General features: G+C 56.8%; 18 protein-coding genes. 1 reads left to right on the plus strand and 17 read right to left on the minus strand.

Going from position 1 to position 17,628, the window contains the following annotated elements:
• Positions 1-13: 13 nt before the first annotated feature.
• From atpD to rpmH, 17 genes are all read right to left on the minus strand, one after another.
• Positions 14-1,393: a F0F1 ATP synthase subunit beta gene (gene atpD / locus AC1DRN_RS04945; RefSeq protein ID WP_223459090.1), complete on the minus strand. Its 1,380-nt coding sequence runs from the start codon at positions 1,391-1,393 to the stop codon at positions 14-16.
• Positions 1,394-1,420: 27 nt separating this feature from the next.
• Positions 1,421-2,281 carry a F0F1 ATP synthase subunit gamma gene (gene atpG / locus AC1DRN_RS04950; protein WP_007934344.1) on the minus strand — a complete coding sequence of 287 codons (861 nt, stop codon included), beginning with the start codon at positions 2,279-2,281 and terminating at the stop codon, positions 1,421-1,423.
• Between the two features lie 50 nt (positions 2,282-2,331).
• A complete protein-coding gene (gene atpA, locus AC1DRN_RS04955; RefSeq protein ID WP_030132553.1) occupies positions 2,332-3,876 on the minus strand; it encodes a F0F1 ATP synthase subunit alpha in 1,545 nt (514 codons plus the stop codon).
• A 21-nt stretch (positions 3,877-3,897) separates the two neighbouring features.
• A complete protein-coding gene (locus AC1DRN_RS04960) occupies positions 3,898-4,434 on the minus strand; it encodes a F0F1 ATP synthase subunit delta (protein ID WP_108218799.1) in 537 nt (178 codons plus the stop codon).
• Positions 4,435-4,446: 12 nt separating this feature from the next.
• Complete coding sequence (locus AC1DRN_RS04965; RefSeq protein WP_108218798.1) at positions 4,447-4,917, minus strand: F0F1 ATP synthase subunit B; 471 nt, start codon at positions 4,915-4,917, stop codon at positions 4,447-4,449.
• Between the two features lie 58 nt (positions 4,918-4,975).
• On the minus strand, positions 4,976-5,233 hold the full coding sequence (gene atpE, locus AC1DRN_RS04970; protein WP_003097235.1) for a F0F1 ATP synthase subunit C: 258 nt from the start codon (positions 5,231-5,233) through the stop codon (positions 4,976-4,978).
• Positions 5,234-5,367: 134 nt separating this feature from the next.
• Positions 5,368-6,237 carry a F0F1 ATP synthase subunit A gene (gene atpB / locus AC1DRN_RS04975; protein ID WP_223459093.1) on the minus strand — a complete coding sequence of 290 codons (870 nt, stop codon included), beginning with the start codon at positions 6,235-6,237 and terminating at the stop codon, positions 5,368-5,370.
• 16 nt (positions 6,238-6,253) lie between these two features.
• Entirely contained in the window at positions 6,254-6,661 is a 408-nt protein-coding gene (locus AC1DRN_RS04980; protein WP_223459271.1) for a F0F1 ATP synthase subunit I, read from the minus strand.
• Positions 6,662-6,809: 148 nt separating this feature from the next.
• Complete coding sequence (locus tag AC1DRN_RS04985; RefSeq protein ID WP_223459096.1) at positions 6,810-7,682, minus strand: ParB/RepB/Spo0J family partition protein; 873 nt, start codon at positions 7,680-7,682, stop codon at positions 6,810-6,812.
• Between the two features lie 9 nt (positions 7,683-7,691).
• On the minus strand, positions 7,692-8,489 hold the full coding sequence (locus AC1DRN_RS04990) for a ParA family protein (RefSeq protein WP_007969897.1): 798 nt from the start codon (positions 8,487-8,489) through the stop codon (positions 7,692-7,694).
• Positions 8,490-8,507: 18 nt separating this feature from the next.
• Positions 8,508-9,152: a 16S rRNA (guanine(527)-N(7))-methyltransferase RsmG gene (gene rsmG / locus AC1DRN_RS04995; RefSeq protein ID WP_223459098.1), complete on the minus strand. Its 645-nt coding sequence runs from the start codon at positions 9,150-9,152 to the stop codon at positions 8,508-8,510.
• Positions 9,149-11,047: a tRNA uridine-5-carboxymethylaminomethyl(34) synthesis enzyme MnmG gene (mnmG, locus tag AC1DRN_RS05000; RefSeq protein ID WP_223459100.1), complete on the minus strand. Its 1,899-nt coding sequence runs from the start codon at positions 11,045-11,047 to the stop codon at positions 9,149-9,151. The genes rsmG and mnmG overlap by 4 nt, the downstream gene beginning before the upstream one ends.
• Positions 11,048-11,596: 549 nt before the next feature.
• The gene (gene mnmE / locus AC1DRN_RS05005) at positions 11,597-12,967 is read right to left on the minus strand and encodes a tRNA uridine-5-carboxymethylaminomethyl(34) synthesis GTPase MnmE (RefSeq protein WP_223459101.1); all 1,371 of its coding nucleotides are present in this window, start codon (positions 12,965-12,967) and stop codon (positions 11,597-11,599) included.
• Between the two features lie 79 nt (positions 12,968-13,046).
• Complete coding sequence (gene yidC, locus AC1DRN_RS05010; protein WP_008002313.1) at positions 13,047-14,726, minus strand: membrane protein insertase YidC; 1,680 nt, start codon at positions 14,724-14,726, stop codon at positions 13,047-13,049.
• A gap of 2 nt (positions 14,727-14,728) precedes the next feature.
• Positions 14,729-14,974, minus strand: a complete 246-nt coding sequence (gene yidD, locus AC1DRN_RS05015) for a membrane protein insertion efficiency factor YidD (protein WP_010207715.1) — start codon at positions 14,972-14,974, stop codon at positions 14,729-14,731.
• Complete coding sequence (gene rnpA / locus AC1DRN_RS05020; protein WP_056727027.1) at positions 14,967-15,368, minus strand: ribonuclease P protein component; 402 nt, start codon at positions 15,366-15,368, stop codon at positions 14,967-14,969. Before rnpA ends, yidD begins: the two co-directional genes overlap by 8 nt.
• 16 nt (positions 15,369-15,384) lie before the next feature.
• Positions 15,385-15,519, minus strand: coding sequence for a 50S ribosomal protein L34 (gene rpmH / locus AC1DRN_RS05025; RefSeq protein WP_003213577.1), 135 nt, complete (start codon positions 15,517-15,519; stop codon positions 15,385-15,387).
• A 566-nt stretch (positions 15,520-16,085) separates the two neighbouring features.
• Here rpmH and dnaA point away from each other — a divergent pair.
• Positions 16,086-17,606, plus strand: a complete 1,521-nt coding sequence (gene dnaA, locus AC1DRN_RS05030; protein ID WP_223459104.1) for a chromosomal replication initiator protein DnaA — start codon at positions 16,086-16,088, stop codon at positions 17,604-17,606.
• Positions 17,607-17,628 lie beyond the last annotated feature (22 nt).

The raw sequence follows: 17,628 nt of genomic DNA on the forward strand, positions 1-17,628 counted from the left end.
CCGGGCGCCGGGATTACAGTTTCTTGGCTTTCTCGATCGCTTCTTCGATGCCGCCAACCATGTAGAACGCTTGTTCTGGCAGGTGGTCGTAGTCACCGTTGAGGATGCCTTTGAAGCCAGCAATGGTGTCTTTCAGGGAAACGTATTTACCCGATGCACCGGTGAAGACTTCAGCCACGAAGAACGGCTGCGACAAGAAACGCTGGATCTTACGAGCACGGTTTACCAACTGCTTGTCGGCTTCCGACAGCTCGTCCATACCCAGGATCGCAATGATGTCCTTCAGTTCTTTGTAACGCTGCAGAACGTACTGAACACCGCGAGCGGTATCGTAGTGGTCCTGGCCGATTACGTTCGGGTCCAGCTGGCGCGAAGTCGAGTCGAGTGGATCGACCGCCGGGTAGATACCCAGGGAAGCGATGTCACGGGACAGAACGACGGTAGCGTCCAAGTGGGCGAAGGTGGTCGCTGGCGACGGGTCGGTCAAGTCGTCCGCAGGTACGTATACCGCCTGGATCGAGGTGATCGAACCTTCCTTGGTCGAAGTGATACGTTCTTGCAGAACGCCCATCTCTTCAGCCAGGGTCGGCTGGTAACCTACTGCCGAAGGCATACGGCCCAGCAGTGCGGATACTTCAGTACCGGCCAGGGTGTAACGATAGATGTTGTCGACGAACAGCAGAACGTCGTTACCTTCGTCACGGAACTTCTCGGCCATGGTCAGGCCGGTCAGTGCTACGCGCAGACGGTTACCCGGCGGCTCGTTCATCTGACCGTAAACCAGTGCCACTTTGTCCAGAACGTTGGAGTCCTTCATCTCGTGGTAGAAGTCGTTACCCTCACGAGTACGCTCACCCACACCGGCGAACACGGAATAACCGCTGTGCTCGATGGCGATGTTACGGATCAGTTCCATCATGTTTACGGTTTTGCCTACACCGGCACCACCGAACAGACCGACTTTACCGCCTTTGGCGAACGGGCAAACCAGGTCGATAACCTTGATGCCGGTTTCCAGCAGGTCGTTGCCGCCTGCCTGTTCAGCGAACGAAGGCGCTGGACGGTGAATGCCCCAACGCTCTTCGGTGTCGATCGGACCAGCTTCGTCGATCGGGTTACCGAGGACGTCCATGATCCGGCCCAGGGTCGCTTTACCGACCGGTACGGAGATGGCTTTGCCGGAGTCGATGACGTCCAGACCGCGCTTCAAGCCCTCGGTGGAACCCATCGCAATGGTACGAACCACGCCGTCGCCCAGCTGCTGCTGAACTTCCAGGGTGGTCCCGGCCGCGCTTTGAACTGTCAGCGCGTTGTAGATGCTCGGTACGCTGTCGCGTGGAAATTCCACGTCGATAACGGCGCCGATGATTTGAACGATACGTCCGCTACTCATAGCTGGATCCTCTGAATATTTGAACCGTTAAACCGCGGCAGCGCCGCCGACGATTTCCGAGATCTCTTGGGTGATCGCAGCCTGACGCGCCTTGTTGTAGACCAGCTGCAAATCGCTGATCAAATCACCGGCGTTGTCGGTAGCGTTCTTCATCGCGATCATCCGCGCAGCCTGTTCAGCCGCGTTGTTCTCGACCACCGCCTGGTAGACCTGCGACTCGACGTAACGGACCATCAAGCCATCAAGCAGCTCTTTGGCGTCCGGTTCGTAGAGATAGTCCCAGTGGTGCTTGAGTTCTTGATCCGGGGTTGCCACCAGTGGAATCAACTGCTCCACGGTAGGCTGTTGCGTCATGGTGTTGATGAACTTGTTGGACACCACGGACAGGCGGTCAATACGGCCGTCCAGGTAGGCATCCAGCATCACCTTGACGCTGCCGATCAGATCATTGATCGACGGCTCTTCACCCAGGTGGCTGATAGCTGCTACGACGTTACCGCCGAAGTTGCGGAAGAAAGCCGCACCCTTGCTACCAACTACACACAGATCGATCTCGACGCCGTTTTCGCGGTTTACCGCCATGTCCTTGACCAGAGCCTTGAACAGGTTGGTGTTCAAGCCACCACACAGACCACGGTCACTGCTCACTACGACATAACCAACTCGCTTTACTTCACGGTCGATCATGAACGGGTGGCGATATTCCGGGTTAGCGTTGGCCAGATGACCAATAACCTGGCGGATGCGCTCCGCGTAAGGACGGCTAGCAGCCATGCGCATTTGTGCCTTGCGCATTTTACTGACCGCCACTTTTTCCATGGCGCTGGTAATCTTTTGCGTGCTTTTGATGCTCGCAATCTTACTGCGAATCTCTTTTGCGCCTGCCATGTAACACCTATCAGGTTAGCAAGCGGGAGCCTTGCGGCTCCCGCTGCGGCTTACCAGGTTTGGGTGGCCTTGAACTTCTCGATACCGGCTTTCATGCCAGCGTCGATTTCGTCATTGAAGTCACCTTTCACGTTGATCTTCGCCATCAAATCGGCGTGATCGCGGTTGAAGAAAGCAATCAGCGCTTGTTCGAAGCTGCCGATCTTGGCGATTTCAACGTCAGTCAGGAACCCACGCTCAGCGGCATACAGCGACAGCGCCATGTCAGCGATCGACATTGGTGCGTATTGCTTCTGCTTCATCAGCTCGGTAACGCGCTGACCATGCTCAAGTTGCTTACGGGTCGCTTCGTCCAGGTCAGAAGCGAACTGGGCGAATGCCGCCAGTTCACGGTACTGAGCCAGAGCGGTACGGATACCACCGGACAGCTTCTTGATGATCTTGGTCTGAGCGGCACCACCCACACGGGATACCGAAACACCGGCGTTCACTGCAGGGCGGATGCCCGAGTTGAACATGGCCGATTCCAGGAAGATCTGACCGTCAGTGATGGAAATCACGTTGGTCGGAACGAACGCGGAAACGTCGCCAGCCTGGGTTTCGATGATCGGCAGTGCGGTCAGGGAACCGGTTTTGCCGGTCACTGCGCCGTTGGTGAACTTCTCTACGTATTCTTCCGAAACGCGGGATGCGCGCTCCAGCAGACGGGAGTGGAGATAGAACACGTCGCCTGGGTAAGCTTCACGGCCTGGTGGACGGCGCAGCAGCAGGGAAATCTGGCGGTAAGCCACTGCTTGCTTGGACAGATCGTCATAAACGATCAGCGCGTCTTCACCGCGGTCGCGGAAGAATTCACCCATGGTGCAACCGGAGTACGGTGCCAGGAATTGCAGCGCAGGAGATTCCGAAGCACTGGCAGCCACGATGATCGTGTTGGCCAGGGCGCCGTTTTCTTCCAGCTTGCGAACCACGTTGGCGATGGTCGATTGTTTCTGACCGATAGCTACGTAGACGCAGAAAATGCCGCTGTTCTTCTGGTTGATGATCGCGTCGATCGCCAGAGCGGTTTTACCGATCTGACGGTCACCGATGATCAGCTCACGCTGACCACGGCCGACCGGGATCATGGCATCGACAGCCTTGTAGCCAGTCTGTACAGGCTGGTCTACCGACTTACGCCAGATCACGCCTGGAGCAACTTTCTCGACCGCGTCGGTCTCGGTGTTGCCCAACGGACCTTTGCCGTCAACAGGGTTACCCAGTGCGTCGACAACGCGACCCAGCAGTTCCTTACCAACTGGAACTTCCAGGATGCGGCCGGTGCACTTGGCGCTCATGCCTTCAGCCAGAGACTGGTAAGCGCCCAATACAACGGCACCTACGGAGTCTTGCTCCAGGTTGAGGGCCATGCCGAAGACGCCGCCCGGAAACTCGATCATCTCGCCGTACATAACGTCGGCCAGACCGTGAATCCGCACGATACCGTCAGATACGCTGACGACAGTGCCTTCGTTACGGGCTTGGGAGGTCACATCGAGCTTGTCGATGCGGCCCTTGATAATTTCACTTATTTCGGAAGGATTGAGTTGCTGCATTGCTCTGCTGCCCCTTCAAACTCAAGATTTCAATGCTTCGGCCAGTTTCGCGATTTTGCCGCGAATCGAGCCATCGATAACCAGGTCGCCGGCGCGGATGACGACACCACCAATAAGGGCAGCGTCCTCCGCAACTTGCAGGCGCACTTCCCGGTTGAGTCGTGCACTGAGAACCTTGGCGAGTTTGTCTTGCTGTTCTTGGTTCAATGCAAAAGCACTGGTCACTTCAACGTCTACCGACTTCTCTTGCTCGGCCTTGTACAGGTCGAAAAGAGCGGCGATCTCCGGCAATAGCAGGAGACGGTCGTTTTCGGCAACGACATTGATGAAGTTCTGTGCCTTGGCATCAAACTTGTCGCCACACACGTCAATGAACGTGGTGGCCTTTTCTGCGCTCGTCAGTCGCGGGGCCTTGAGCACGCGCTGCAGGGTGTCGTCTTGCGACACCGCCGCAGCCAGGCCGAGCATGGCTGACCAATTGGCCAGTTGCTGGTGGGCCTGAGCGTGCTCGAAGGCCGCCTTAGCGTAAGGTCGGGCCAACGTGGTCAGTTCTGCCATGATCGCCCTCGCTTAGATTTCAGCAGCCAGTTGGTTAACCAGCTTTGCGTGCGCGTTTTGATCGATTGTGGCACCCAGGATCTTCTCGGCGCCTTCGACTGCCAGCAAGCCCACTTGGGCACGCAGCATGTCTTTGACGCTGTTCAGTTCCTGTTCGATCTCGGCCTGAGCCTGAACCTTCACACGGTCAGCGTCGACACGGGCTTTTTCAACAGCCTCTTCGACAATCTGATTACCGCGTTTCTTGGCTTGCTCGATGATTTCAGCTGCCTGAGCTTTCGCTTCGCGCAGTTGCTGACCCGCTTTCTCTTGGGCCAACTCCAGGTCGCGAGCTGCACGGCTGGCAGCGTCCAGACCATCAGCGATCTTCTTTTGACGTTCGTGCAGTGCCGCAATGACCGGAGGCCATACGAACTTCATGCAGAACAGTACAAAAATCAGGAACGCAACGGACTGGCCAATCAGGGTCGCATTAATGTTCACGCCAACACCTCGCAGTTACGTTGTCCATCACACCAAATTACCCGGAAGATCCGAGTAATCAGCCAGCGATTTGACCAACGAACGGGTTCGCAAAGGTGAAGAACAGAGCGATACCAACACCGATCATGGTTACGGCGTCGAGCAGACCGGCAACGATGAACATTTTAACTTGCAGCATTGGAACCATTTCTGGCTGACGCGCTGCGCCTTCCAGGAACTTGCCGCCCAGCAGGCCGAAACCAATTGCGGTACCCAGTGCGCCCAGGCCGATCAACAGTGCAACAGCGATAGCGGTTAGACCAACTACAGTTTCCATCTTTCCTCCCGACTTTTACGTCGTATGGTTTAGGTTTTTTTAATTTAAAGCGGTAAAACAAATCGTTTCAGAGGCCCCGTTAAGAGCCCCCTCCCGTTTAACGGGGAGGGACATCAGACTAGTCGAGACTGGTCTTAATGGTTTTCTTCGTGTGCCATCGACAGGTAGACGATGGTCAGCATCATGAAGATGAACGCCTGCAGGGTGATGATCAGGATGTGGAACACAGCCCACGCCCACTGCAGAACGACGCCCAGGCCGCTGAGCCAGAGCAGACCGCTGCCGAACATCACAGCAATCAGAATGAAGACCAGCTCGCCGGCGTACATGTTGCCGAACAGACGCAGAGCCAGGGAGATCGGCTTGGCGATCAGGGTCACGAATTCCAGCAGGAAGTTCACCGGGATCAGCAGGGCCTGAAGGAAGATGTTCTTGCTGCCGAACGGGTGCAGGGTCAGCTCGCCGATGAAGCCGCCGAGGCCCTTGATCTTGATGCTGTAGAAAATGATCAGCGCGAACACCGTGAAGGCCATGGCCAGAGTCGCGTTCGGGTCGGTGGTCGACACGGCGCGGAACGGGATGTGGTGGTCGCCGGAGATCAGGATGGCCAGCTGAGGAATCCAGTCGACCGGTACCAGGTCGACGGCGTTCATCAGGAACACCCAGACGAAGATGGTCAGTGCCAACGGTGCAATCACCGGGCTACGGCCATGGAAGCTGTCTTTCACGCTGCCATCGACGAATTCGACCAATACTTCAACGAAGTTCTGCAAAGCACCAGGAACACCGGTAGTCGCCTTCTTTGCCGCCATGCGGAAAAGAAGAACGAAGATCAGACCCAATGCGACCGACCAGCCGAGAGTATCGACGTGGAAAGCCCAGAAGCCCATTTCCTTGGCTTCTGCTGCGGTGTGGGCAAAGCCCCAGCCGCCGGTAGGGAGCTGACCGAAGGTCAGGTTCTGCAAGTGGTGCTGGATATAGCCCGAAGCGGTTGTTTCTGCCATGGTTGCCTCAAACGCCCTAAGGTCTCGAAAGTCTTGTTCTCATCAGCAGGGGAGCGAACCAGCTGACCAGTTGGGTCAGCACGAAGACGCCGAATACAGCTAGCGGCGCCAATGGCTTCACACCTGCGAACGTCAATGCAAAAAGCACCGCCGTCAAAATCAGTTTGCCCGCCTCGCCGGCATAAAATGACCGGACGATGGCTTGAGCTGCCCGGGCGCCGGTAAACCGAAATGCCCTGTGAGCGAAATAAACATTGGGAAGCAAGGCTATCAGGCCTCCGCAGAGCCCCGAGTACCCGGCAACGACTCCATACCGTTGCCAGAGCGCCAAAGCGGCAATGAGCAGAACGACAAATTGAGCCATTAACACCGGAAAAACTGCCAGACGATGGAAGGGCAGGCGGTTTGGCGTGCGGGTTTCCATCATTTTTACTCCCCAATGGTCGGCTGCCGAAACTCACTAACTTGGCATAATTTGTGCCGACAAAATGCGCGCAGAGTATAGGGGCGGTTCTGCCCCTATTCAACTGTCAGGTAGTGATTTCCGACTGCGCGCTACATGAGGAAATGTTTCAGCGGATATGTGCAAGTACGCCTTGAAGCTCATCCAGAGAGTTGTAACCAATCACCAACTGCCCTTTACCCTTCTTACCGTGGCGAATCTGCACCGCAGAGCCTAGGCGCTCGGCCAGGCGCTGCTCGAGGCGGGCGATATCCGGGTCCGGTTTTGCCGGTTCAACAGGCTCCGGTTTGCCACTCAACCACTGGCGAACCAGTGCCTCGGTCTGGCGCACGGTCAGTCCGCGTGCGACAACATGTCGCGCCCCTTCAACCTGTTGAATTTCCGGCAAACCGAGCAAAGCACGGGCATGACCCATTTCCAGGTCGCCGTGGGACAACATGGTCTTGATGACTTCCGGCAAGGAAATCAGGCGCAGCAGGTTAGCCACGGTCACCCGGGACTTACCCACCGCCTCGGCCACCTGTTGCTGGGTCAGCTGGAACTCCTGCTGCAAACGCTGCAGGGCCACCGCTTCTTCAATCGGGTTCAGGTCTTCGCGCTGGATGTTCTCGATCAGCGCGATGGCGATCGCGGTTTCATCGGGTACATCGCGAACCATCGCCGGGATGGTTTCCTGGCCGGCTTGCTGGCTGGCGCGCCAGCGACGTTCGCCGGCAATGATTTCAAAGCGGCCGCTGCCGATCGGGCGAACCACGATGGGCTGCATGACGCCCTGGGCCTTGATCGACTGTGCCAGCTCTTCGAGCGCCTGCGGATCCATGTCACGACGCGGCTGGTACTTGCCGCGCTGGAGCAGATCCAGGGGAAGGTGCTGCAGCTCTCGCTGATCGGCTTGCGCCGCTTGTTCCTCCAGCGAGTTGACAGTCGGACCACTCAACAGAGCATCCAGTCCACGTCCGAGACCTCGTTTCTTGACGGCCATGGGGATTCCTTAAGTTGCCTGAGCAGCGGCGATGCGTGAGTTTTTGCGTTGACGACGAACCATTTCGCCCGCCAATGCCAAGTAGGCAACGGCGCCTCGCGATGCTTTGTCGTACGCCAGCGCCGGCATGCCGTAGCTTGGTGCTTCGGCCAGACGGATGTTGCGCGGAATGACGGTGTCGTAGAGCTGTTCGCCGAAGTGTTCCTTGAGCTGCGCCGAGACATCGTTCATCAGGCTCAGGCGCGGGTCGTACATCGTCCGCAGCAGGCCTTCGACCTTGAGGTTCGGGTTCAGCAGTTCAGCGATACGCTTGATGTTATCCACAAGGTCGCTCAAGCCTTCGAGTGCGAAGTACTCGCACTGCATGGGGATAATGACCCCGTCGGCGGCAACCAGTGCGTTCAGGGTCAGCATCGACAGCGACGGCGGGCAGTCGATCAGGATGTAATCGTAGTTTTCCCGGATCGGCGCCAGCGCACTGCGCAGACGGCTTTCCTTCATCTGCATTTCCAGCAGCACCACTTCGGCCGCGGTGAGGTCGCGGTTAGCCGGCAACAACTGGTAACCACCGTGTTCGGAGAAGTGCATGGCCTGGGCCAGATCACATTCGCCGATCAGCAGATCGTAGACCGAGTTTTCCAGGCCATGTTTATCCACACCGCTACCCATGGTGGCGTTGCCCTGTGGATCAAGGTCGATCAACAGCACCCGACGCTTGGTCGCGACCAGGGATGCTGCGAGGTTGATGCAGGTGGTGGTTTTGCCCACGCCACCCTTTTGGTTCGCAATCGCGAATACCTTAGCCATTCTTGCTTGTGTTCCCAATCATGCCGTGCGGCGCAGTATCAGCAGATGGCGTTGGCCTTGGCAACCAGGTACGGCCAGGGCGTGTTCGCTATCGAGGTGGAAGTCTGCCGGCAATGCTACCAGCTCATCGGCCGGATGAACGCCCTTCATTGCCAGCCAGCGTGTTTCGCTATCGCCGAGGTGGCGAGTCCAGTTGCTGAAGTTCTCCATGCTGCTGAACGCCCGGGAAATGATCCCGTTGAACGGCTGGGCAGGCTGGAAGGCTTCGACGCGACTGTGGATAACTTGCAGGTTATCCAGTTTGAGTTCGAGTTTGACCTGGGTCAGGAAGCGGGTTTTCTTGCCATTGCTGTCCAGGCAGGTCACCTGGGACTCGGGAAACAGGATCGCCAGCGGAATGCCAGGCATGCCGCCGCCACTGCCGACGTCGAGCCAGCGTCCGTTTTCGATGAATGACATCACGCTCAGACTGTCGAGCAGGTGACGGGAGACCATTTCGTCCGGATCACGCACGGCGGTGAGGTTGTAAGCCTTGTTCCATTTGATCAACAGGGCCAGGTAACCCAGCAGTTGCGTGTGCTGGGTTTCTGTCAGTGTGACGCCAAGCTGGCGGGCACCTGTGGATAACTCTTCTGCGTGTTGCGAAGTGACCAACGAACTCAAGCGCTTTGCTCCAACTGACGGCCCGCGCCGCGTTTTTTCAAATGAATCATCAACAGCGAAATGGCCGCTGGCGTTACGCCCGGGATACGCGAGGCCTGGCCCAAAGTCTCTGGACGGGTCGCACCGAGCTTGCTCTGGATCTCTTTGGAGAGACCGGAAATGTTCGTGTAATCGATATCCACAGGCAGTTTGGTGTCTTCGCTGGCGCGCAAGCGGGCGATTTCATCCTGTTGACGATCGATGTAGCCGGCGTACTTGGTCTTGATTTCGACCTGCTCGGCAACCTGTGGATCTTCTGCGCCCCCACCAGTCACGGCGATCAGACCAGCGTAGTCGATTTCCGGACGGCTCAGCAGGTTGAGCAAATTGTATTCGTGGGTCAGCGGCGTACCGAACTTCTCGGAAATCGCATCGCCCTGCTCGGTGCCTGGGCGAACCCAGGTACTTTTCAAGCGTTGCTCTTCCAGTTCGATGCTTTCGCGCTTTTTGCAGAAAGCTGCCCAACGCTCGTCATCCACCAGGCCCAGTTCGCGACCTTTTTCGGTCAAGCGCAGGTCGGCGTTGTCTTCACGAAGGATCAAGCGGTACTCGGCACGGGACGTGAACATCCGGTATGGCTCTTGAGTACCAAGGGTAATCAGGTCGTCGACCAACACGCCGATGTAGGCCTCGTCGCGACGCGGGCACCAGGCATCTTTGCCTTGTGCACGCAGTGCTGCGTTGGTCCCGGCCAGCAAACCCTGGGCGCCGGCTTCTTCGTAACCGGTGGTGCCGTTGATTTGCCCGGCAAAGAACAGGCCGCCGATGACTTTGGTTTCCAGGCTGTACTTCAGGTCGCGCGGGTCGAAGTAGTCGTACTCGATGGCGTAGCCCGGACGCACGATGTGCGCGTTTTCCATGCCGCGGATCGATTGCACGATCTGCAGTTGCACGTCGAACGGCAAGCTTGTGGATATCCCGTTCGGATACAGCTCGTTTGTCGTCAGGCCTTCCGGTTCGATGAAGACCTGGTGGCTTTCCTTGTCGGCAAAGCGATGGATCTTGTCTTCGATCGACGGGCAATAACGCGGACCGATCCCTTCGATCTCACCGGCAGCGGAATACATCGGCGAACGGTCGAGGTTCGCGGCAATGATTTCGTGGGTGCGCGCATTCGTGTGGGTAATCCAGCAACTGACCTGCCGTGGATGCTGTTCTTTGTTGCCCATGAACGACATCACCGGGATCGGCGTATCGCCCGGTTGTTCGGCCATCACCGAGAAATCCACAGACCGGCCGTCGATACGCGGCGGAGTACCGGTTTTCAAACGACCCACACGCAATGGCAGTTCACGCAGACGGTGAGCCAGCGCAATCGACGGCGGATCACCGGCGCGACCGCCGGAAAAATTCTGCAAACCGATGTGGATAAGTCCACCGAGGAACGTACCGGTGGTCAACACCACCGAATCGGCGAAGAAACGCAGGCCCATTTGGGTGACAACACCACGGACTTGTTCCTGCTCGACGATCAGATCGTCAGCGGCCTGTTGAAATATCCACAGGTTCGGCTGGTTTTCCAGGATTTCGCGAACCGCGGCCTTGTACAGAACCCGGTCTGCCTGTGCGCGGGTTGCACGTACGGCCGGGCCTTTGCGGCTGTTCAACACGCGAAACTGGATACCGCCTTTATCGGTAGCCATGGCCATCGCGCCACCGAGGGCATCGATTTCCTTGACCAGATGGCTTTTGCCGATCCCGCCAATGGCCGGGTTGCAACTCATGGCACCGAGGGTTTCCACGTTATGCGTCAGCAACAGGGTTTTAACCCCCATACGTGCTGAGGCCAGTGCTGCCTCGGTACCGGCATGACCGCCGCCGATGACGATCACTTCAAAACGGGAAGGGAAATCCACCACGCACCTCGTGCCTGCTTAAGTAGGTAATTCAGGAATAGTTTGAGCTCAGGTTTTTGGACCTGGTCGACAAGTATAGGGACTTCGCCCTTCCTAAAGAACCCTTTGCACAAAATTTAACCAGCTGTGGAAAACTCGGGGTTATAGAAATTAAAAAGAAAGAAATTTATTAAATCTTTGTTTTTATGTTTATTTCTATGCACATGCCTTTCTGTGGATAGATCTATACAGCCCTTTGTTTTCAATGTGTACAGAGATTCAAAACCCTGTGTCCATGTGCCAATGAGGCCCTTGGATAACCGGTGTAAGCCTGTGGATGAAACGGGTGGTTATCCACAGAGGTGGTTATGTTCAGTTTTCAGGCCCTGTTATCAACTGACCTTAGCGGCGGTTATTCACAGGGCTTAATCCACAGAAAAGCGCCGTTTGCCCGAAATCCGGGTACAGGAATTGCGCCCAAGCAGACGAAGTCCGCTCGGCACTGGAGGTTTTTTCAGAAAAGGAGAGAGCAGACAGGCACGAATGGCCTGTCTGTGAATAACAGGAGGGCTACTTACCGATACAGAAGCTGGAGAAAATTCGCCCCAGCAGGTCGTCAGAGCTGAAAGCACCGGTGATTTCACCCAGCGACTGCTGAGCCTGGCGCAAATCCTCGGCCAACAACTCGCCAGCACCGGCCAGGGTCAATTGGGCACGACCATGCTCGAGAGCAGCACTGGCATGACGTAGCGCCTCCAGGTGGCGCCGGCGAGCACTGAAACTGCTTTCGGACGTCTGTTCATAACCCATGCAGGCCTTGAGGTGATCACGCAGTAGCTCCAGGCCGACACCACCAGACTTGGCGCTAAGGCTGATGGTGACGTGACCGTCGTCGCTGACCTCCAGGGCAATGGCTTCGCCCGTAAGGTCGGCCTTGTTGCGGATCAGGGTGACTTTCGCGGGATCGGGACGGATTTCGAGAAATTCCGGCCACAGCGCGAACGGATCGAGGGCTTCCGGTGCCGAAGCATCGACCACCAGCAATACTCGATCTGCTTCGCCGATGGCTTTCAGGGCTCGCTCGACGCCGATTTTTTCCACATGATCATCGGTATCGCGCAGACCGGCGGTATCCACCACGTGCAACGGCATGCCATCAATGTGGATATGTTCACGAAGCACGTCCCGGGTGGTGCCGGCAATTTCGGTCACGATCGCCGCTTCACGCCCGGCCAGGGCATTGAGCAGGCTGGATTTACCGGCATTCGGACGACCGGCAATCACCACGGTCATGCCGTCACGCAGCAAGGCGCCCTGCCCGGCTTCGCGCATGACGGTGGATAACTCGTCGCGCACTTTGTCGAGCATGCTCAGGACGTGGCCATCGGCGAGGAAGTCGATTTCCTCTTCCGGGAAATCGATGGCCGCTTCGACATAGATGCGCAGGCCGATCAATTGCTCGGTGAGGTTGTGCACACGTGACGAGAAAGCCCCCTGCAGGGAGCGCAACGCGTTTCTCGCAGCCTGGGCAGAACTGGCTTCAATCAGGTCGGCAATGGCTTCGGCCTGAGCCAGATCAAGTTTGTCGTTGAGGAAGGCGCGCTCACTGAATTCCCCCGGTCGGGCGAGCCGGCAACCCAGTTCCAGGCAGCGCTTGAGCAGCATATCCAGAACGATCGGGCCGCCGTGGCCTTGCAACTCCAGCACATCTTCGCCAGTGAAAGAGTTCGGGCCCGGGAAATACAGGGCGATGCCTTGGTCCAGTACTTCATCGTTTTCACTTAAAAACGGACCGTAGTGAGCAAATCGCGGCTTGAGTTCGCGACCGCTGAAAGCCTTGGCCGCAACGCTGGCCAACGGCCCGGAAATACGGACGATGCCTACACCGCCGCGACCTTGAGCGGTGGCGACGGCGGCGATGGTTTCACGAGGAGCGCTCATAAACCGGTATCCAGACAAAAGTGACAGATAGCAAAACGCCCCACTAGGGGGCGTTTTGAGTGGTTATCCACAGTGTAAATCAGGCAGCTGCTTTGGTAGCCGCTTCGATCTTACGAGTGATGTACCACTGTTGGGCGATCGACAGGCAGTTGTTCACTACCCAGTACAGCACCAGACCCGCCGGGAACCACAGGAAGAAGAAGGTGAAGATGATTGGCATCAGCTTCATCACCTTGGCCTGCATCGGATCCGGTGGAGTCGGGTTCAGCTGCTGCTGGATGAACATGGTTGCACCCATGATGATCGGCAGAATGAAGAACGGATCCTTGATCGACAGGTCAGTAATCCACAGCATGAACGGCGCCTGACGCATCTCGACGCTTTCCAGCAGAACCCAGTACAGCGAGAGGAAAACCGGCATCTGCACGAGGATTGGCAAGCAACCACCCAGCGGATTGATCTTCTCTTTCTTGTACAGCTCCATCATGGCTTGCGACATTTTCTGCCGGTCATCGCCATGTTGCTCTTTCAGCGCTGCCAGTTTCGGTGCCACTGCACGCATGCGCGCCATGGATTTGTAGCTGGCAGCCGACAGTGGGAAGAAAATCCCTTTGATCAGCATGGTCAGGAAGATGATCGACCAGCCCCAGTTACCCACAATGGCGTGGATGTGTTGCAGCAACCAGAAGATCGGTTGGGCGATGAACCACAGAATGCCGTAGTCGACGGTCAGTTCCAGACCTGGGGACAACTCTTTCAGCACAGCCTGGCTTTTCGGACCTGCGTACAGAACAGCGCTGGTCTCAGCCTTGGCACCCGGTGCAACACTCATCGATGGGCCGGTGTAGCCAATGATGTAGTTGCCTTTGCTGTCTTTACGGGTCTGGACGACGTTGTTTTCGCCCTTGGCCGGAATCCATGCGGTCACGAAGTAGTGCTGCAACCAGGCAACCCAACCGCCAGTGACGGTTTCTTTCAACGGCGCCTTGTCCATGTCCTTCATGGACACTTTCTTGTACGGCTCCGAACTTGTCCACAGGGCGGCGCCCAGGTAAGTCGCGGTGCCGGTAGCCGTGGTCGACGAAGGATCGGCGCTGGCGTCGCGCTTCAACTGGGCGAACATCGCACCGGTCCAGGGCTGGGCGCTCTGGTTGTCGATCAGGTAGGAAACAGTTACGTCGTACAGGCCGCGTTTCAGGGTGAAACGCTTGATATAGTTGACGCCGTCCTTGCTGAACTTCAGGTCTACGACCAATTGGTCCTGACCGTCAGCCAGTTGATAAACCTTCTTCTCCGAGGAATAAACCGGACGACCGGCCGGATTTGCATCCGGACCGTTGCTTCCGATCAGACCGCTTTGCGCCAGATAAGTACGTTCGCCGCCATTATCGAACAGCTGGAACGGAATTTCCGGGTGATCCTGACGACGCGGATACAGCGGCAGGGTCAGCTGGGCAACATCGCCACCTTGTGGGTCGACAGCCAGGTCCAGTACATCCGTTTTGATCTGGATGAGGTCCTTGCTCACAGCCACCGGAGTTTCGGCAGGTGCGCTGGTGTCGCTTGCAGCACGTGGAATGTCGTCACTGGCGGAAGCGTTGGAGCCAGATGCCGTATCCGGCAGGCCCGATGCAGTCGTATTGGTGGCAACATTCTGAGTCGGCAGGGCAGCCTGGCCATAGTCCTGGTTCCATTTAAGAACCATAACGTAGGACACGATTGCCAGGGCGACGATCAGGATCGTGCGTTTGATATCCATGATTACTCGGCCATCGAAGAAGAACGGGAGGTAGGGATAGGTGGAACCGGGTCATAACCACCGGGATTCCACGGATGACAGCGACCTAAACGACGAAAGGTCAGCCAGCCACCGCGAAGAAGGCCATGATTTTCGATGGCTTCTAACGCGTAGCAGGAACAACTGGGGTAGAAACGACAGTGACTGGCCATCAGGGGACTAATGGCATAGCGATAAAACTGGATCGGAACGAGTGCCAGTTTACGCATCTGGACTGTCTACCCCTACAGTTTCGGTTTTGACTGCTGGTACCGGCGAACTGCGAGCCAGACGCTTCCAGAGTTTGCCGAAATGCTGAATCAATTCGGGGTTTTCTACATCACCCAAACCTTTGCGCGCGACGATAACGATGTCCCAGCCGACCAGAGAATCCTGGTTCAGGCGAAACGACTCGCGCATCAGACGTTTGAGGCGATTGCGCTCGACGGAGAGCTTTACGCTCTTTTTCCCGATAACCAACCCGAGACGGGGGTGATCAAGATCGTTGTTGCGCGCAAGGAGCAGGAGATTTTTCCCCGGAACCTTGCCGGTAGGGGAGTCAAAGACCGCCTTGAATTGCCGGGGGGTAAGCAGACGCTTTTCCCGACTGAAGTCCTGACTCACCTCCAGTGCCGGATTATCAAACTGCCAGACGCGCACGACCTTTGGCGCGACGACGCGACAGGACGGCACGACCGTTCTTGGTAGCCATGCGAGCACGGAAACCGTGGGTACGAGCGCGTTTGATAGTGCTTGGTTGGAAAGTACGTTTCATTGTCGTGTTACCTGGTTCGTCCACAACGGGCCGGAATGGCCCCCGTTTTAAGAGACCGGGGATTCTAGAGAAAGCAAGCCTTCAGGTCAATTTCCAACCAGCGTTTCCTTATAAATAGATCTCCGGACGTTTTCCGCTGAACGAACCGTCGGCAAATATAAAAATAAGAAAGGAAAGTATTTAAAGCTTTTCTGTAAAGCTTATAAAAGCTAGGCCCGCAGTCTTCTGTGGATAAGTCGATTCAGCCCTTGTTTTGTCTGCTGTACAGAGAATGACAACTACAGTGGAAAACAGTGTTCAGCCTGTGCTGCGCTGTCGGATAACCTGTGTGTGGAAGCTGGGTTTATCCACAGGCCGGTTATCCACCGAGTTTCGCCCCCACTTGTGCAATGACCTTAACCCCGGTTATCCACAGAGCTTATGCACAGACCACTGGTCGTCTTTTTTGCGTATGAAACGGCGATTCTTCTTGGTCGATGAACCACCTTCGTGTGGATAAGTCGGCGTCTGGTCGCTACAATGGCCGCTTGTTTTTGCCTCACCGGCTTTCAACTTAGGGGATATCCGTGTCAGTGGAACTTTGGCAGCAGTGCGTGGAGCTTTTGCGCGATGAGCTGCCTGCCCAACAATTCAACACTTGGATCCGTCCACTACAGGTCGAAGCTGAAGGCGACGAGTTGCGTGTCTATGCACCCAATCGTTTTGTTCTGGACTGGGTCAATGAAAAGTACCTGGGGCGTGTTCTCGAATTGCTCGATGAGCACGGCAATGGCATGGCGCCTGCGCTTTCCTTATTAATAGGCAGCAAACGCAGTTCGGCACCCCGTGCCGCACCCAATGCTCCCCTGGCTGCCGCGGCTTCCCAGGCCCAGGCTGCTCAAGCGCCCGCCAGTCCACCGCCAGCACCTGCCGCCGCGTCGACCAAGCGTGCGCCGCAAAAAGTGGCTGAGGTCACCGAGGAAGAACCTTCCCGTGACAGCTTCGACCCGATGGCCGGCGCCAGTTCGCAACAGGCACCTGTGCGCGCCGAGCAACGTACCGTGCAGGTTGAAGGTGCGCTCAAGCACACCAGTTACCTGAACCGCACCTTTACCTTTGAGAACTTCGTTGAAGGTAAATCCAACCAGTTGGCGCGCGCCGCCGCATGGCAGGTGGCAGACAACCCCAAGCACGGTTACAACCCGCTGTTCCTTTATGGTGGCGTCGGCCTGGGTAAAACCCACTTGATGCACGCTGTGGGTAACCATCTATTAAAGAAGAACCCGAATGCCAAGGTGGTGTACCTGCATTCCGAGCGTTTCGTGGCGGACATGGTCAAAGCCCTGCAACTGAACGCGATCAACGAGTTCAAGCGCTTCTACCGTTCGGTGGATGCGTTGCTGATCGATGACATTCAGTTCTTCGCCCGCAAGGAGCGTTCCCAGGAAGAGTTTTTCCACACCTTCAACGCCCTGCTCGAAGGTGGCCAGCAAGTCATTCTCACCAGTGACCGCTACCCGAAAGAAATCGAAGGCCTTGAAGAACGGCTCAAATCCCGTTTCGGCTGGGGCCTGACCGTAGCGGTCGAGCCGCCGGAACTGGAAACCCGCGTGGCGATCCTGATGAAGAAGGCCGATCAGGCCAAAGTCGAGCTGCCTCACGACGCCGCGTTCTTCATTGCCCAACGTATTCGCTCAAACGTCCGTGAGCTGGAAGGCGCGCTCAAACGCGTGATCGCCCACTCGCACTTCATGGGTCGCGATATCACCATCGAGCTGATTCGCGAATCCCTTAAGGACTTGTTGGCGTTGCAGGATAAACTGGTGTCTGTGGATAACATTCAGCGCACTGTCGCCGAGTACTACAAGATCAAGATCTCAGATTTGCTGTCCAAACGCCGTTCGCGTTCGGTCGCTCGTCCGCGTCAGGTCGCCATGGCGTTGTCCAAGGAACTGACCAACCACAGCCTGCCGGAAATTGGTGACGTGTTTGGCGGTCGCGACCATACAACGGTCTTGCACGCGTGCCGCAAGATCAACGAACTTAAGGAATCCGACGCGGACATCCGCGAGGACTACAAGAACCTGCTGCGTACGCTGACCACTTGATGAATACCAGCGCAGCTTATTA

Source organism: Pseudomonas sp. P5_B3, from assembly GCF_056400405.1.

What these genes read in the sequence shown, in the direction of transcription:
- atpD (WP_223459090.1), bottom strand. Translation starts at nt 1,393, where the DNA reads ATGAGTAGCGGACGTATCGTTCAAATCATCGGCGCCGTTATCGACGTG.
- atpG (WP_007934344.1), bottom strand. Translation starts at nt 2,281, where the DNA reads ATGGCAGGCGCAAAAGAGATTCGCAGTAAGATTGCGAGCATCAAAAGC.
- atpA (WP_030132553.1), bottom strand. Translation starts at nt 3,876, where the DNA reads ATGCAGCAACTCAATCCTTCCGAAATAAGTGAAATTATCAAGGGCCGC.
- AC1DRN_RS04960 (WP_108218799.1), bottom strand. Translation starts at nt 4,434, where the DNA reads ATGGCAGAACTGACCACGTTGGCCCGACCTTACGCTAAGGCGGCCTTC.
- atpE (WP_003097235.1), bottom strand. Translation starts at nt 5,233, where the DNA reads ATGGAAACTGTAGTTGGTCTAACCGCTATCGCTGTTGCACTGTTGATC.
- atpB (WP_223459093.1), bottom strand. Translation starts at nt 6,237, where the DNA reads ATGGCAGAAACAACCGCTTCGGGCTATATCCAGCACCACTTGCAGAAC.
- AC1DRN_RS04980 (WP_223459271.1), bottom strand. Translation starts at nt 6,661, where the DNA reads ATGGAAACCCGCACGCCAAACCGCCTGCCCTTCCATCGTCTGGCAGTT.
- AC1DRN_RS04985 (WP_223459096.1), bottom strand. Translation starts at nt 7,682, where the DNA reads ATGGCCGTCAAGAAACGAGGTCTCGGACGTGGACTGGATGCTCTGTTG.
- AC1DRN_RS04990 (WP_007969897.1), bottom strand. Translation starts at nt 8,489, where the DNA reads ATGGCTAAGGTATTCGCGATTGCGAACCAAAAGGGTGGCGTGGGCAAA.
- mnmE (WP_223459101.1), bottom strand. Translation starts at nt 12,967, where the DNA reads ATGAGCGCTCCTCGTGAAACCATCGCCGCCGTCGCCACCGCTCAAGGT.
- yidC (WP_008002313.1), bottom strand. Translation starts at nt 14,726, where the DNA reads ATGGATATCAAACGCACGATCCTGATCGTCGCCCTGGCAATCGTGTCC.
- yidD (WP_010207715.1), bottom strand. Translation starts at nt 14,974, where the DNA reads ATGCGTAAACTGGCACTCGTTCCGATCCAGTTTTATCGCTATGCCATT.
- rpmH (WP_003213577.1), bottom strand. Translation starts at nt 15,519, where the DNA reads ATGAAACGTACTTTCCAACCAAGCACTATCAAACGCGCTCGTACCCAC.